Annotated in this window: 15 protein-coding genes; 7 read left to right on the plus strand and 8 right to left on the minus strand. The window is 34.5% G+C overall.

The genetic code is table 11. The features are described from left to right. Nucleotides 1-2: 2 nt before the first annotated feature. From C7377_RS07470 to C7377_RS07485, 4 genes are all read left to right on the plus strand, one after another. Complete coding sequence (locus C7377_RS07470) at nt 3-1,925, plus strand: tetratricopeptide repeat protein (RefSeq protein ID WP_116496732.1); 1,923 nt, start codon at nt 3-5, stop codon at nt 1,923-1,925. Nucleotides 1,926-1,929: 4 nt separating this feature from the next. After that, nucleotides 1,930-3,201, plus strand: a complete 1,272-nt coding sequence (locus C7377_RS07475) for a replication-associated recombination protein A (RefSeq protein WP_116496733.1) — start codon at nt 1,930-1,932, stop codon at nt 3,199-3,201. Further along, on the plus strand, nt 3,198-3,899 hold the full coding sequence (locus C7377_RS07480) for an SAM-dependent methyltransferase (RefSeq protein WP_116496734.1): 702 nt from the start codon (nt 3,198-3,200) through the stop codon (nt 3,897-3,899). The genes C7377_RS07475 and C7377_RS07480 overlap by 4 nt, the downstream gene beginning before the upstream one ends. 75 nt (nt 3,900-3,974) lie before the next feature. After that, nucleotides 3,975-5,129: a clostripain-related cysteine peptidase gene (locus C7377_RS07485; protein WP_116496735.1), complete on the plus strand. Its 1,155-nt coding sequence runs from the start codon at nt 3,975-3,977 to the stop codon at nt 5,127-5,129. Nucleotides 5,130-5,136: 7 nt separating this feature from the next. Here the strand turns inward: C7377_RS07485 and pssA are convergent, their stop codons facing one another. The 5 genes from pssA to rsfS are packed head-to-tail and all read right to left on the minus strand — an operon-like array spanning nt 5,137 to nt 9,936. After that, on the minus strand, nt 5,137-5,838 hold the full coding sequence (gene pssA / locus C7377_RS07490) for a CDP-diacylglycerol--serine O-phosphatidyltransferase (protein WP_116496736.1): 702 nt from the start codon (nt 5,836-5,838) through the stop codon (nt 5,137-5,139). Nucleotides 5,839-5,844: 6 nt separating this feature from the next. After that, entirely contained in the window at nt 5,845-6,498 is a 654-nt protein-coding gene (locus tag C7377_RS07495) for a phosphatidylserine decarboxylase family protein (RefSeq protein WP_116496737.1), read from the minus strand. Nucleotides 6,499-6,501: 3 nt separating this feature from the next. Continuing rightward, nucleotides 6,502-7,317: a phosphatidate cytidylyltransferase gene (locus C7377_RS07500; protein ID WP_116496738.1), complete on the minus strand. Its 816-nt coding sequence runs from the start codon at nt 7,315-7,317 to the stop codon at nt 6,502-6,504. Continuing rightward, on the minus strand, nt 7,310-9,532 hold the full coding sequence (gene ftsH, locus C7377_RS07505) for an ATP-dependent zinc metalloprotease FtsH (RefSeq protein WP_116496739.1): 2,223 nt from the start codon (nt 9,530-9,532) through the stop codon (nt 7,310-7,312). The genes C7377_RS07500 and ftsH overlap by 8 nt, the downstream gene beginning before the upstream one ends. Nucleotides 9,533-9,567: 35 nt before the next feature. Beyond that, on the minus strand, nt 9,568-9,936 hold the full coding sequence (gene rsfS / locus C7377_RS07510; RefSeq protein WP_116496740.1) for a ribosome silencing factor: 369 nt from the start codon (nt 9,934-9,936) through the stop codon (nt 9,568-9,570). 247 nt (nt 9,937-10,183) lie between these two features. Here rsfS and C7377_RS07515 point away from each other — a divergent pair, with 247 nt between their 5' ends. Genes C7377_RS07515 through mnmA form a run of 3 tightly spaced genes read left to right on the plus strand, consistent with a single transcriptional unit; the run spans nt 10,184 to nt 12,837 of the window. Then, complete coding sequence (locus C7377_RS07515) at nt 10,184-10,906, plus strand: SIMPL domain-containing protein (protein WP_116496741.1); 723 nt, start codon at nt 10,184-10,186, stop codon at nt 10,904-10,906. A 23-nt stretch (nt 10,907-10,929) separates the two neighbouring features. After that, the gene (locus C7377_RS07520; RefSeq protein WP_116496742.1) at nt 10,930-11,658 is read left to right on the plus strand and encodes a biotin--[acetyl-CoA-carboxylase] ligase; all 729 of its coding nucleotides are present in this window, start codon (nt 10,930-10,932) and stop codon (nt 11,656-11,658) included. A gap of 33 nt (nt 11,659-11,691) precedes the next feature. Then, on the plus strand, nt 11,692-12,837 hold the full coding sequence (gene mnmA / locus C7377_RS07525) for a tRNA 2-thiouridine(34) synthase MnmA (protein ID WP_116496743.1): 1,146 nt from the start codon (nt 11,692-11,694) through the stop codon (nt 12,835-12,837). Between the two features lies 1 nt (nt 12,838). Here mnmA and C7377_RS07530 read toward each other — a convergent pair whose 3' ends face one another. The 3 genes from C7377_RS07530 to C7377_RS09390 form a co-directional block, all read right to left on the minus strand. Beyond that, entirely contained in the window at nt 12,839-13,747 is a 909-nt protein-coding gene (locus C7377_RS07530) for an endonuclease/exonuclease/phosphatase family protein (protein ID WP_116496744.1), read from the minus strand. An 82-nt stretch (nt 13,748-13,829) separates the two neighbouring features. Continuing rightward, nucleotides 13,830-14,384 (minus strand): hypothetical protein, encoded by a 555-nt coding sequence (locus tag C7377_RS07535; RefSeq protein ID WP_116496745.1) that lies wholly within the window; start codon nt 14,382-14,384, stop codon nt 13,830-13,832. Nucleotides 14,385-14,597: 213 nt separating this feature from the next. Beyond that, a complete protein-coding gene (locus C7377_RS09390; protein WP_165806872.1) occupies nt 14,598-14,759 on the minus strand; it encodes a hypothetical protein in 162 nt (53 codons plus the stop codon). Between the last annotated feature and the right edge of the window lie 127 nt (nt 14,760-14,886).

Consider the following 14,886-nt stretch of genomic DNA (forward strand, 5'->3'; position numbering starts at 1 on the left):
TTATGAAACTACAGCATTTCCTCAAATTAATATTCTTTACATTCTTGTTATCTTTAGGATGTGCTCAGCAATTGCAGGCTCAGCTGAATACAAAAAATATTTTATTAGTTGGCAGGAATGCACTGTATTATGATGATTATACCGAGGCGATCAAACATTTTAACAATATTATTATTGTAAAACCTCATCTGCCTGAGCCTTATTTTTTTCGTGCAGTCGCAAAATTAAATTTAGAAGATTATACAGGAGCAAAGGCTGATTGTGATAAAGCTATTGAACTCAATCCAAACTATGCTTATGCCTATATCTACAGAGGAATCGCAAAGCATCATCTAAAAGATTATGAAGGAGCTATGCAAGATTACGAAACAGCTTCACACTTAGCTCCCGATAATGCTATTAATTATGCTAACCGTGGTATCACTAAAGCAGCTCAGAAAGATTATGAGGGAGCCATAAAAGATTATACTATTTCCTTGAAGTTTGACAATACACTTATCGGAGTTTATCTGAACCGGGCTATTGCAAAGCAAAAAATGGGCAATACCGATGGAGCTATGGCTGATGTCAATAAGGTGCTGGAGTTGAATATGTTTTATGTTGATGGCTATAACACAAGAGGTTACTTAAAGTATAAACAAAAAAACTATCGTTCGGCTATTCTCGATTATAATAAATCAATAGATCTAGAGCCAAATAATGCACGCACCTATATGATACGTGGTATAGCAAGATATGAATTGAATGATTTGCAGGGAACTCTAGACGATTATAACAAAGCCATAGCCATAGAACCTTACAATGCAGCCGCTTTATTTAATAGAGCTATGCTAAATGCTGAAGTCGGTGATGCAAATGCGGCATTGGAAGATTTAGAAAAGACCTTAGATTTACAACCCACCAACATTTTATTTTGGTATAATCGTGGCGTTGTGAACTTAGAAATGAAACAATACCAACAAGCTATTAGCGACTTTGATGAAGCGATACGGATTTATCCAGATTTTGCAAAAGCTTATATTGCTAGAAGTGATGCTAAACGCAGATTGAGAAACTTCATAGCAGCAGAAGAGGATCTAAAAAAAGGTTTGAAGATAGTTGATGATAATAGTGATATTAAAACAGTTGAGGAATTAAAAAATTATCGTGATACTACTGCTAACTTCCAAGCATTGATTGATATTAATTCCAAAGAATTTACCGATGGCGAGGTTACTGATGGGCGCATTCAGAATAAAAATGTATTCGTAAGCTTGTTGTCAGATTATCGAGTGATTCTAAATGCAACAGAGCAAAAAGATAGGTTGTTGAATTATGAAAAACATATTGCTGCTTACAATGCACAAAGTAATTTTGAACATAATATTGCGTTGTCTAATCACGAATCAAATAAATCAAATCAAAAACAACAGGGTGCAACGACATTTCTCCAAGGAATAAATGCACTCAAACAGAAAGAATATCAGCAAAGCATCGATTTATTTACACAAGCACTAAAAGAGAATGAAGTCGGATTGTTAGGATATTTGAACAGAGCTTATGCTTACACTAAAATGGTGGAATATATAGCTTCATTTGAAGAAAGTAAAACGAGATTTGAAAACAAATTAATTAAAAAGGAAACAATAATCGACTATTCACAAGCAATAGCCGATTATGATACACTTCTGAAGGAAGATGATCAATTTACATATGCTTATTATAATAGAGCAAATTTATATGCCAAGTCTAAGCAGATTGAAAATGCTCTTGCAGATTATGGTAAAGCTATTGAATTAGATCCCTATTTTGCAGAAGCTTACTTTAATAGAGGAATTGTTAAGATTTATATGGGTAATACCGAATCTGCATCAGTTGATTTAAGTAAAGCTGGAGAATTGGGCTTGCAAAGTGCATATCACATTATAAAGCGTTATTGTAATTAGAACCATGGCTACAACTCATCACATACCCTTAGCAGAAAGAATGAGACCTACTAATCTTGATGATTACGTGGGACAAAAGCATTTGGTGGGGAAAGAGGGTGTTTTGCGTAAAATGATAGAAAGTGGCAAACTGAGTTCTTTCATCTTGTGGGGACCACCCGGTGTTGGAAAGACCACGTTGGCAAAAATCATTTCGTCGTCTTTAGATAGACCTTTTCATGCTCTCAGTGCAATTAATTCTGGCGTAAAAGAAGTCAGAGAAGTGATTCAAAGAGCCAAAAGCCAAACTTTTTTCTCTTCTCCACGTCCAATTCTATTTATTGATGAAATTCATCGATTCAGTAAAGCACAACAAGATTCACTGTTAGGAGCCGTAGAACAGGGAGTGGTGACATTGATAGGAGCTACAACTGAAAATCCTTCATTTGAAGTTATCTCGGCATTGCTTTCACGCTGTCAGGTATATGTGTTAAAGCCTATGAGTGAAGAAGATGGGAAAGAGCTGATCCATAAGGCACTTACGCAAGATTGTGTTCTTAAGGAAAAACATTTTGAAATACAAGAATACGATGCTATTTTACGATTCTCGGCAGGTGATGGTCGTAAACTATACAATATTTTGGAACTATTGGCGAATACTGATGAGGAAAGAATAATAGTAACGAATGCAAAAGTAGAGAAAGAATTACAAACTCAGACGACTTTATTTGATAAAGGTGGGGAGATGCACTATGATATAGCCTCTGCTTTTATAAAATCTATACGAGGTAGTGATGTTGATGCCGCAGTTTACTGGTTGGCTAGAATGCTGGAAGGTGGTGAAGATCCAAAGTTTATTGCTAGACGTCTAGTCATTTCCGCTGCTGAAGATATCGGTTTGTCTAATCCTAATGCACTATTATTGGCAAATGCTTGTTTCGAAGCTGTTAACAAAGTGGGAATGCCTGAGTCTAGAATTATTTTATCTGAGGCAACTATATATTTAGCGACATCTTTAAAAAGCAACGCAGCTTATGAGGCTATTAATAAAGCTCAAGCACTAGTCAGAAAAACGGGTAATCTTTCTGTGCCTTTGCACTTGAGAAATGCTCCAACTAAATTGATGAAAGAATTGGACTACGGCAAAGACTATAAGTATGCACATGCTTACGAAGGTAATCACGTTCAACAGCAATATCTACCAGATGAAGTAAAAGATGAGAAGCTCTATACGCCACAAAACAATCCTCAAGAACAACAAATTGCCGAACGTATTCGTAAATTGAAAAAGAAATGATGAAATTGTATTTGATTCCTTGCAATCTCAGCGATAATAAACTTGATGAAGTGCTACCAAGATATGTACTCGAGGATATTATTCCAAATATTACTGTTTATATGGTGGAAAATTTGAGAACAGCACGGCGTTTCTTAAAAAAAGTAGACCGTTCAATCAATATTGATGAATTAATTTTCTGTGAGATTGGTAAAAATTCAGATAGGAACGAAGTAAGCCATTTTTTTGAAAAACATTACGACAGATATGATATCGGTGTGCTTTCTGAAGCGGGTTGTCCTGGTGTAGCTGACCCTGGAAGTGAAATGGTAGCCTTGGCGCATCAAAAAGGAATGCAAGTAGTACCTTTAGTTGGACCTTCCTCTATTCTTTTAGCATTGATGGGTTCAGGTTTTAATGGACAACAATTTACGTTTCACGGCTATTTGCCTGTACAAAAAGGAGAGAGGGCTAAAATATTGAAGCGCTTAGAAGCACAAGTCAGAAAACTACAACAAACACAGATTTTTATAGAAACTCCGTTTAGGAATATGCAATTATTAGATGCAATCGTAGAACATTGTCATCCAAAATCGAAGTTGTGCATCGCCTGTAACCTTACTGCTACGGATGAATTTATCCAAACAAAAACTGTGGGAGAGTGGAAGAGCAATCTCCCGAAAATACATAAAAAACCTTCTTTATTTATTTTGGGATAATGCTGGTTTATTTTATAAAAGAATTGGTAGTCTTATTTTTTGTATATTTGTAGTCAATATTGTTAATAACAATTTATGAAAAAGCTATTCTTATATTTTATATTCGCCCTGTTTCTATTTACTTCATGTGATGATAGCGACCATCCGGATGTTCCAGAAATTGAAAACAGAACCGTTATCTTTTATATGATTGGTGATAACAGTCTTTCACGATTTATTGATGTAAACTTGTCAGAACTCCAAGAAGGGCTTACAGAGAGTGGTCTTAATGATGGTCACCTTGTGCTTTACATTGATGATAAAGGTGGTAAACCTAAGGTGTTAGAATTGAAAGTAGTAGATGGTACAGTTACTAAGGAAGTAGTGATGACGTATGATGAACATGATTCTACTGATCCTGCTGTAATGAAGGGAGTGATTAATGACATTAAAACAGAATTTGCAGCTACTAAATATGGGCTTGTTTTATGGAGTCATGCCACGGCTTGGATGCCTAAGAATGCAGATAACATGATTTCAACTCGCTCTTTTGGAGATGATTATGGACAGGAAATGGATATAAACGTTTTAGCAGATGCTTTAAGTAGTTTTCATTTTGATTTCATACTTTTTGATGCTTGCTATATGGCGAGTATAGAGGTGGCTTATGAATTGCGTGATGTTGCTGATTATTTAATCGCTTCTCCAATGGAAGTGATGGCTAAAGGATTTCCTTATGAACTTATTGTAAATAAGTTTTTCACCATTCCTAATGCCGATTTACAGGGTATTGCACGAGATTTTTATAATCACTATAATAGTCAAGAAGGTGATTATAGAACAGCATCAGTGGTTCTAGCAGATATGAGTAAAATCGAGAAGATAGCTAGTTCTATGCAGACAATAATGGATAAATATAAACCACAACTTTCACAGGTAAATCTTGACGAAGTACAGGCTACAGAGCACCTATATTTTGGAGAGGAACTAAGCATTTTATACGATTTAGATGATTATGTAAGAGTTTTGACGATTGATGATGCATCTACCGCTGATTATATGGCTTTTCAAGATGCACTGAATGACGCAATCTTATATGAGGCTCATACTCCATTTTCATATTTTGCAGAATCTGGATATTCATTCGAAATAAAAAAATGCAGCGGTTTTTCTATTTATCCTTTAGGATTTCACCCGGAATTAGACAGCTGGTATGAAAAGTTAGAGTGGTATCAAGCGGTGTATCAATAAAAATAGATTAGTGTTTGATTTGTCTGTCAAAATAAGAAAACAGACCACTTCCTACGTAAAGCAATATAATAAAGAATAATCCACCCCAAAGGAAAAAAACTATTAACAAGATAGAGATGATTAGAAAAAGCCAAAGCGTTTTATTTCTATAACTCTTGTCGTCTTTGGAAAATTTTAATCCAAATAAAGGCAATTTACTCACTAATAGTAGAGAGAAAACTATTACATAAGTTAATAGTAGGTATGGATTATAAAAGTGATGTATCCATTCAAAATCTATATTTTTCAAAAAGACTAAGCCAACCCATAACATAGCATGTGCAGGAACAGGCAAACCTATAAATGACGTGGTTTGGTTTGTTGAATTGTTGAATATTGCTAAACGTAGCGCTGAAAAAGGGACGATAATAAATGCTATATATGATAAAATCATTAGATGTTCAGGAAGCATTATTTCTAAAAGCTTAAATGCAATACTTGCGGGTGCAACTCCAAAACTTACAATGTCTCCTAATGAATCCAAATCGGCACCCAAAGCAGATTTAGCGTTTAATGCACGTGCCAATAATCCATCTACCCAATCACAAAATGCAGCAAGCAGTATGCAATATCCAGCTAAATGGAGCTGATCTTGAAATGCAAAAGAAACAGCTAGCATCCCAAAAAGAGAAGCAAGCAGGGTGACTGTATTTGGAATATATTTAGTCATTTCGTACTATTTTACATGAGCTAATACTGTATGTAATCCACTTACTTTCTGTCCAAGGTTAACTTGAATTTCTGCATCTAAAGGAACAAACACGTCAACGCGTGAACCGAATTTAATAAAACCAAGTTGCTCACCTTGGATAACCTCATCATTTGTTTTTGCATAGGTCACGATACGCCTAGCCATTGCACCTGCAATTTGGCGAGTGAGTATTTTTACTCCATCTGCTCTTTCAGTAACTACTGTTGCGCGTTCATTATCAGTAGATGATTTAGGGAGCCAAGCTTTGTAGAATTTCCCGGAATGATGCTTTGAGTAAAGAACTTTTCCTGATATTGGGTGCCAATTGATATGTACGTTTAGAGGAGACATGAAAATGGATATCTGAATACATTTTTCTTTCAGATATTCTGTCTCAAATACTTCTTCAATTACGACGACCTTTCCATCACAAGGGCAGAGTATAGCGTCATTAATGGTATTAAATATTCGCTTGGGCTCTCTGAAGAAATAAACTACTAAGAAAAACAGAGCAATACTAATGATTGAAATTATCCATGCCCAAATTGGGGGTAAATAGCAGTAAACGCCTAAATTGATAACAAGCATCAGAAAAAGCGCAACGCTAATAATGATTATACCTTCCTTATGAAGTCTCATAACTTAAAAAGTTTCGTAACCAATAATTCCTAAATATACAAAAACTGCAGGAAAAGCAAATAGCATAGAATCAATTCTATCTAAAATTCCGCCATGACCTGGTAAGATTTTGCCAGAATCTTTAATATTAACACTTCGTTTTAGCTTTGACTGGAATAAATCTCCTAAAGTGCTAAATACTATAATAACAATAACAAGAATTAACCTTTCATAAATTGGGAAATTTAAAAGCTTCTCTGGTAAAAAATATCCTAATGTTAGACTTGACAGAGCACCACCAATAGCGCCTTCCCAAGTTTTATTTGGAGAAATTTTAGGTGCTAATTTATGTTTTCCAAAGAGTGAACCGATTATATAGGCTCCAGAATCATTTGCCCAAATAATGAAGAAAATACTTAAAATAAGATAAGGGTTGTATTCTATGTAAAATAAATATTGAATAATTGTAAGAGGTAATGCTATATAAAGAATACCCGAAAATAAAGAGCCTATATTAAGGACAGTTGTTTTAGTTTCTCTGAAAATTTCGCATATTAAAACTAAAGAGAGTTCTAAAATAATAAAATACATCCAATAAGCATCTTTAAAAGAGCTATGCATATATCCACTAGAAAAAACGGTAGCACCAGTGATGATTCCTAGCCAGGAAAGTGGCATAGCTCCAGCTAATTTAGCAATCAAATAAAACTCTCGCATTGCAAGAAGTAATATAAGGAAGAAAACGGCAAAGAATGTTTCCTTATAAAACAATACGCTTAGTATAATAGTAATGCTAAATAGTAGCCCGAAGACTATTCTTTTTAGCAATGCTTTATTCATTATACTTCTTTAAAATATCGCGTGCATTTTGTTCGTCCTCTTTAAGTACTTTTAGCTGTGCTTCGAAAAGCTCACCTACTGTACCGGCAAATGAAGAATCAGTTTGGTCAATAATGATAGACTCAATACCTGCAGTGTCTAAATGATTTTTCATTAATTCAACTTGATATCTTTTGTTTGCTTCGTAAACTGTAATCCAATCTTTATCCATGGCGTTTGCTATTAAATTAGTATCCTTTTTATCTTTAAGTGTTTCTTTGTTGAATTCTCTTTTACCAAAGATTTGCTCTAAATCCTCACTGAAAACTACTTCTTTTTCAAGCAATAATTTAGCCAATTTTTCATGACCTTCGGCGTTATCTGCTAGAATTTTTTTAGCTCTTTCATAACTTTTCTCAATCATCTTTTTAGCTTCTGCATCTATCTTTTGTGCAGTCTCTTCGCTATAGGGTTTTGAGAAGCTGTAGTCTGACTGCCCTGTAGAATCATAGTAACTGAAGTTTCCAACTACTGGACTCATGCCATAAATCGAAATCATTGCATAAGCCTGTTTTGTAACTTTCTCCAAATCATTTTGTGCGCCTGTTGATATATTACCAAAAACATTCTCTTCAGCAGCACGTCCACCTAGTACAGCACACATTTCATCGAGAAGTTGCTCTTTTGTTGTGATTTGTCTTTCTTCTGGCAAGTACCAAGCAGCACCTAGAGCCTTACCTCGAGGTACTATTGTTACTTTTACAAGAGGATGAGCGTGTTCTAACAACCAACTTATCGTTGCATGACCAGCCTCATGGTAAGCGATGCGTCGTTTTTCTGATTCAGTGATAACATGGCTTTTTCGTTCCAGACCTCCAATAATTCTATCTACAGCATCTAAAAAGTCTTGTTTTGTTACCTCGTTCTTTTTTCCTCTGGCTGCAATCAATGCTGCTTCATTACACACATTTGCAATATCAGCACCAGAAAAACCAGGTGTTTGTTTTGCAAGAAATTTGACATCTACATCCGCTCCTAATTTTAATGGGCGTAAATGCACCTTAAATATTTCTTCACGCTCTTTAAGGTTAGGCAAGTCTATGTGGATTTGTCTGTCAAATCGTCCTGCTCTCATCAATGCACTATCAAGCATATCAGCGCGGTTTGTTGCAGCGAGAATGATCACTCCAGAATTTGTGTCAAATCCGTCCATTTCTGTGAGCAACTGATTCAAGGTATTTTCACGTTCATCGTTTGATCCCATGTTAGGATTTTTACCTCTAGCACGTCCTATCGCATCAATTTCATCAATAAAAATGATACAAGGTGCCTTCGCTTTTGCCTGACGGAAAAGGTCACGAACACGTGATGCACCTACACCTACAAACATTTCTACGAAATCCGAACCAGACATTGAAAAGAAAGGCACATCAGCCTCGCCGGCAACTGCTTTGGCAAGTAATGTCTTTCCGGTTCCTGGAGGTCCTACTAATAGTGCTCCTTTAGGGATTTTACCACCTAATTTGGTGTAGCGATCAGGGTGTTTTAGGAAAGCCACAATTTCTTCAATTTCTTGTTTCGCTTCTGCCAATCCTGCCACATCTTTGAACGAAACATTGATTTTGGATTCTTTATCAAATAACTTAGCCTTAGACTTTCCGACACTGAAAATGCCACCACCGCCACCTGCACCACCACCGGCACCGCCACTCATTCTGCGCATCATGTATATCCAAAATATAATGATAATAGCTATCGGCAAAACACCGATTAAGAAACCGCTGAACCAATCACTTTCTTCCTCGTAGGAGGGTTCTATTATTTTGTCTTCAGGGAGTGATTCTTTTAACTCATCAAATTTTTCCTCAAAATGTTTGAGAGTCCCAAACTTCTTGATAAATTCAGGTTGACTTTGAGTGCTAAATCTTGATCCTTTGGTTGCATTTGGATAATCTTCTCTACTTTCTTTTGTTAGATAAATCTTTGCAATTCCTCGATTCTTAATGACTGTAATTTTCTCAGCATCACCTTTTTGAATAATCTCGGAAAGTTTTTGCCAACTCACTTCCTCTGTTTGTGAATCTCCACCCATTAAAAATGATGCTATGATAAGTAGCATCAATAATCCATAGATCCAGTAAAAGTTGAATCTTGGTGTTTTCTTGCCATCATTGCCTCCTTGAGGGAAGAGATTTTTAAATGGTTTATTCTGTTCTGGTTTTTTATTTTCTGCCATAATTAATTTCTATACTTGTAGCTTGGAAGTTCTTTTTATTTAACTTCATCAATCGTTACCTGAGGAGCATCTGCCCAAAGTGCCTCCAGTCCATAAAATTCTCTGTATTCTTTTTGGAAAATATGAACAACAACATCAACATAGTCTAAAATAACCCATTGAGAATTGTCTAAACCTTCTTTTCGCCATACCTTTTGTCCTAAATTTTCTTGGACATACTTCTCTACAGATCGAGCGAGTGAATCAACATGTGTGTTTGATGTTCCTGTGCAAAGAACGAAGTATTTGCATACAGCGTATTCTATGTTTGATAAATCTATTTGAGTAATATCAACACCTTTGTTCTCCAAAAGTCCTTCAATTACACCATTCTTTAAGTCTTTAGCTTCTGTTTTTATCTTCATATTTTATTTTTCGAATAAAATGCAAATATACGCTTTTTATAGCTTTGTTTCTATATTTTAAGACCTATTTGTCTGCTTTTGAACTATAAATTTAATGATTTTTAGTAATTATGTGAGGCTCTACAATTATAGAAATAATAAATTATTTGAATTTTAATAAAAAATAAGAATGAAAGTGCTGTTTTGATGAGAATTTTTGAGAGAAAAATCGTACTTTTAACCTAAAATAATTTAAAAAATTCAAGAAATGAGAAAAATCATTTTATTGTTAATAGCTTTTGTGACAGCAGTAGCAAGCGTTTTTGCACAAGAAGAAACACCAAATATACAAGTTCTTGGCACATCCTCTGTTAAAACATCGCCTGAAAACGTCATTATAAATATACCTGTATCTGTTAAACATGTAAGCTATGAAGAGTGTTATTCTCTATTAGTCGACAAACTGAGTAGATTACAAGAAGCTTTTAAAGCAATTGGTGTAGATAATAAGCAATTGAAAATTTCAGGATTCTCAATTAGTGAAAACTACAGGTACATTGAAGAAAAAGAAGAAAACAAATTGATAGGTTATTCTGGAGAAGCTTTTTTCAACATTGAAGACACCTATGAAAAACAACTATTACAACAAATCATTGAAATCATTAGTGAAAATGAGACGTCTTATAATGTGAAGTTTAAACTTTCAGAGGAACAAAAAGAAAAGCTCAGAAAAGAAGCTATAGAAAATGCAGTTAAAGATGCTAAAAATAAAGCGGTAGTTTTGGCTAAATCCTCGGGAATTGTCCTTGGAGATATTATTAAGATTAAATATGGAGTTGTTAAAAGTGCATCGTATTTTGGAGATATGTTAGATGAGGTTGTAGTAACAGGCTATTCAAACCACAGAAGGAGATTGAATTCTTTAGACCTTTCTCCTCAAGAAATTACTATCAGCAAAGAAGTTGTTGTCGTTTGGGCTATTGATATGTAGTGCATATTGCTTTACTTTGCAAAATGTTTGAATTGATAAAGAAAGAAGCTCTAGCATCTACGAATAGCTATGCTTTAGAGTTAATAAATAAAGAAGAGATTTCTGAGCCAACGGTGGTAGTTGCCAAAAATCAATTAAGCGGTAGAGGACAAGCTCAAAATCAATGGTTTAGCGAAAAAGATAAAAGCCTTACCTTTTCCATCGTTTTGTTTCCAAAGAACATAAAAGCTGAAAGACAATTTATTTTATCGCAATGTGTATGCTTAGCATTATATGATACTCTATCAAAATATGTAGAGGGTGTAAGCATTAAATGGCCAAATGATATTTACATAAACGGGAAAAAGTGCTGTGGGATTTTAATAGAGAATACCGTTATGGGTAATGGACTTGCTTATAGTATCTGCGGAGTTGGTTTAAATGTCAACAATAGTTCTTTTTCCGTAGGTTATGTTGCAACTTCTTTGGCTTTGGAAGCTGGAAAAACTTTCGATTTGGACGTCATCTTTCAACAACTTTTGATGAGATTTGAATATTACTATCAAAAAGCAGAAGTTGGAAAGAATACTTTCATCAATACGGAGTATCACAATCATCTTTTTAGATTGGGAGTTCAGTCTTCTTTTGAGGACAAAGATGGACAGTTTCAAGCTAAAGTGATTGGTGTAGATCAATATGGACAGCTACTTCTCGAAGATAGTGAAAATCAGTTACGAACCTACGGCTTCAAAGAAGTCATGTGGTTGCCGTAATTTGTTTTAACTTTGCACCAAAATTAAAAGTATATGCGAATTGTAGTCGGTTTATCAGGAGGTGTTGATTCTAGCGTTGTAGCATTATTGCTAAAGCAACAAGGACATGATGTTGTGGGGCTTTTTATGATTAATTGGAAAGATACTACGGGCTTAAAATCTGAAGAGTGTGATTATGATAATGATTTACTCTTCGCAAAGATGGTTGCCAAAAAGATTGATATACCTTTAAAAGTAGTTGATTTGAGCGATTACTATCGTGAACGTGTTGTTGATTATATGTTTTCGGAATATGAACAAGGTCGAACACCTAATCCTGATGTATTGTGTAATCGTGAGATTAAGTTTGATGTTTTCATGAAAGAAGCATTAAAGCTTGGTGCGGATTATGTAGCAACGGGTCATTATTGCCGTAAGAGTGAAGAGATTGTTGATGGTAAAACCTATTATAATTTATTAGCTGGTATTGATAAAAACAAAGATCAGAGTTATTTTCTTTGTCAGCTCTCACAAAATCAGTTAGCAAAAGCAATGTTTCCTATTGGTGATATAGATAAACCTAAAGTCAGGCGTTTAGCTAAAGAATATGGTTTAGCATCAGCTGAGAAAAAGGATTCTCAGGGTATATGTTTTGTTGGGAAAGTTGATTTACCTGTGTTTTTGCAACAAAAACTGGAAGCTAAAAAGGGCGACACTATTGAAATACTAGCAGATACTAAAATAAAAGCTAAAGACAAATATAGTCCTTACGATTTTCAATCATCAGATGGAGAAAAAGTAGGAGAGCATAACGGTGCACATTTTTTCACAGTAGGACAACGTAAGGGAATAAATGTTGGGGGTAAGCCTCAACCGCTTTTTGTTTTAGGTACTGATGTAGATAAAAATATCGTATACGTTGGGCAAGGTCATGAACATCCATTATTATTACGTCAAGGATTATTTATTAGCAACGAAGAAATACATTGGATACGACCAGATTTAGCCTTAAAAGTTGGAGAGGAGCGTATGTATGATGTCCGTATTCGCTACCGTCAGCCATTGCAAAAGGCAAAGTTGCGTCAAGAGCAAGACGGCTTATACATAGATTTTGAAAAACCGCAACGTGCTATTGTAGCGGGGCAATTTGCTGCTTGGTATGACGGTGATGTTTTGTTAGGTTCAGGACCTATCTCGTAAATTATTTTAAAACAATACACACTGGTTGGTGGTCAGAAATAATCTGGTCATAATTCTTATCACAACTCATAAATGGATAAGTGTAGGTATCTGCTTTATTATCAAACAGTTCGTTGGTAATGATAATATGGTCAATGTGACTTGGCCAACTTGGATAAGACCATTGTGAAGTCTCACTGCTTTCAGCGATTGTAGCATCAGCGAAAGCATAGTTCACTGAATCATTTAGGAATACTTGAAATACATTTTTTGCAGGGAGTTCTGTTATTTCATCATTTAAATCACCTAAAATCACAACGTTGTCATCAGGATGTTCTGAGTCAATCCATTGTTTTAATAATTTTGATGCTTTTCTTCGACGAGCTTCATTTTTTGCACCACTCTTAGCTTTTAGATGATTGTTTACAATAATCACGTCTAAACCTGTACTTTTAGAATGTATAGGTAGCACAAATGGTCTTCTTGGGAAGGGGGAGTGATACTCGTCTTCAGGATAAATGCCATAAGGATTACCATTGATACTTATTTCAGACGTTTTATAAATAAAAGCGAGATCTAAGCCGGTACGTGCCATAATGACGCCCTCATAACCTGGTAATAGTGCAATGAATTGTTCAAATGTACTTTTACTAGTAACTTCTTGTAAAGCCAAAACATCAACATCCATGGCTTTTATTACTTTGGCAACTTCCTTAGCAGTTGAAGTTCCCTTTGGAAAGTTCTCGATATTCCACGTAACAATTTCTAATTTCTCATCAGATGTACTAACAATACACTTATCTAAGTTTAATAAAACTTCTTGAGGAGGTGCTGGTGTCGGTTCTTCTGTGTTGTTTGAATTACTTGATGAGCATGCTCCTAAAATAGAAAAGAAATAAAGAATTGTAAGGTAAGTGAGATGTTTCATCATGTTTTTATAATTATATTTTACTGCAAAGATATATTGAAAAAGTGGAAGGCAATAGTTTGTGATAAAATTACTAAAAATAATATTACCAAGAATATTTTCTAGATTCTATATCACATACGTTTTTGTGCATCACCTGAATATATTCACAAAAGGCAGCCAATTCAAACTCTACTTCATAATCTTCCATATAAGGATAAACATCTGTAGTTGGGAAGTCATTGTAAACTTCGTTTAGAAACTCTTCGACACTAAATCTATGTGGTTTGTATTTTGTTAATGGCTCTTTATTAAGAGGTTGCCACCAAATAGTTTTAGCATCAATACCATACAAAAGTTTTGTTTCTGAAGTTTGAAATACTGTAAATCGTTGGTCTGTAAGTTTACGGAGGATGCTTAAATCAATGAAATCCCATAAATAAATAAGAGAGATATCCCTAATATCTTGCCAATTTATATTATTTATTATAAACTCACAAGCATTAAAAGTTAGTCCTTTGTACCATTCGTTTCCTGTGTTTTTATGAACAAGACAAAGGTTAAGTATGCATTTGTAAAAGATTATATTGTTCAGATTGGTAGAATTGAACGATGTCGATTCTATCTTAGAATCTAAAAAAAAGAGTGCCTTTGAAATCACAATCTAAAATAAAGCCGTTTTTATTTAAGAATTCCTAAATGATTATTCCTTGTAATTGCAATCAGATGCATGTATAGACTCTATTATTGTATTTTTAATCTTTAATCGTCTCGTATCACAATTGTTGACATAGAGACTGATTTCAGAATTATTGAATTTGTTGTTAATCATTGAACAATCTATAAAAGAAATAGATTTTATTTGTGCACCTGTTCAGTCGACATTATTTATATTTTCAGATACAACACTAAGATTTTTGAGATTGATACCGTGTGCTATGGCTTCAATAAGAACAGAGCGATAGTTTTGGAATAAATCACTTTTTGGAAGTTCATATAGAATCTCTTCTTCTATTGTTTTTAATTGAATCATCATAAGTGATATATATTGTTAAGTTATTTTTCGTGATTAAAATTACCAGAAATATATTGATTTATACTCTATAAATAAAAGCATTGTCGAAAACTTTCGTTCTGTAACAATCTCTTTTTCTCTTATCTTT

Source organism: Balneicella halophila (genome assembly GCF_003096835.1).
Classification (GTDB): Bacteria; Bacteroidota; Bacteroidia; order Bacteroidales; family Balneicellaceae; genus Balneicella; species Balneicella halophila.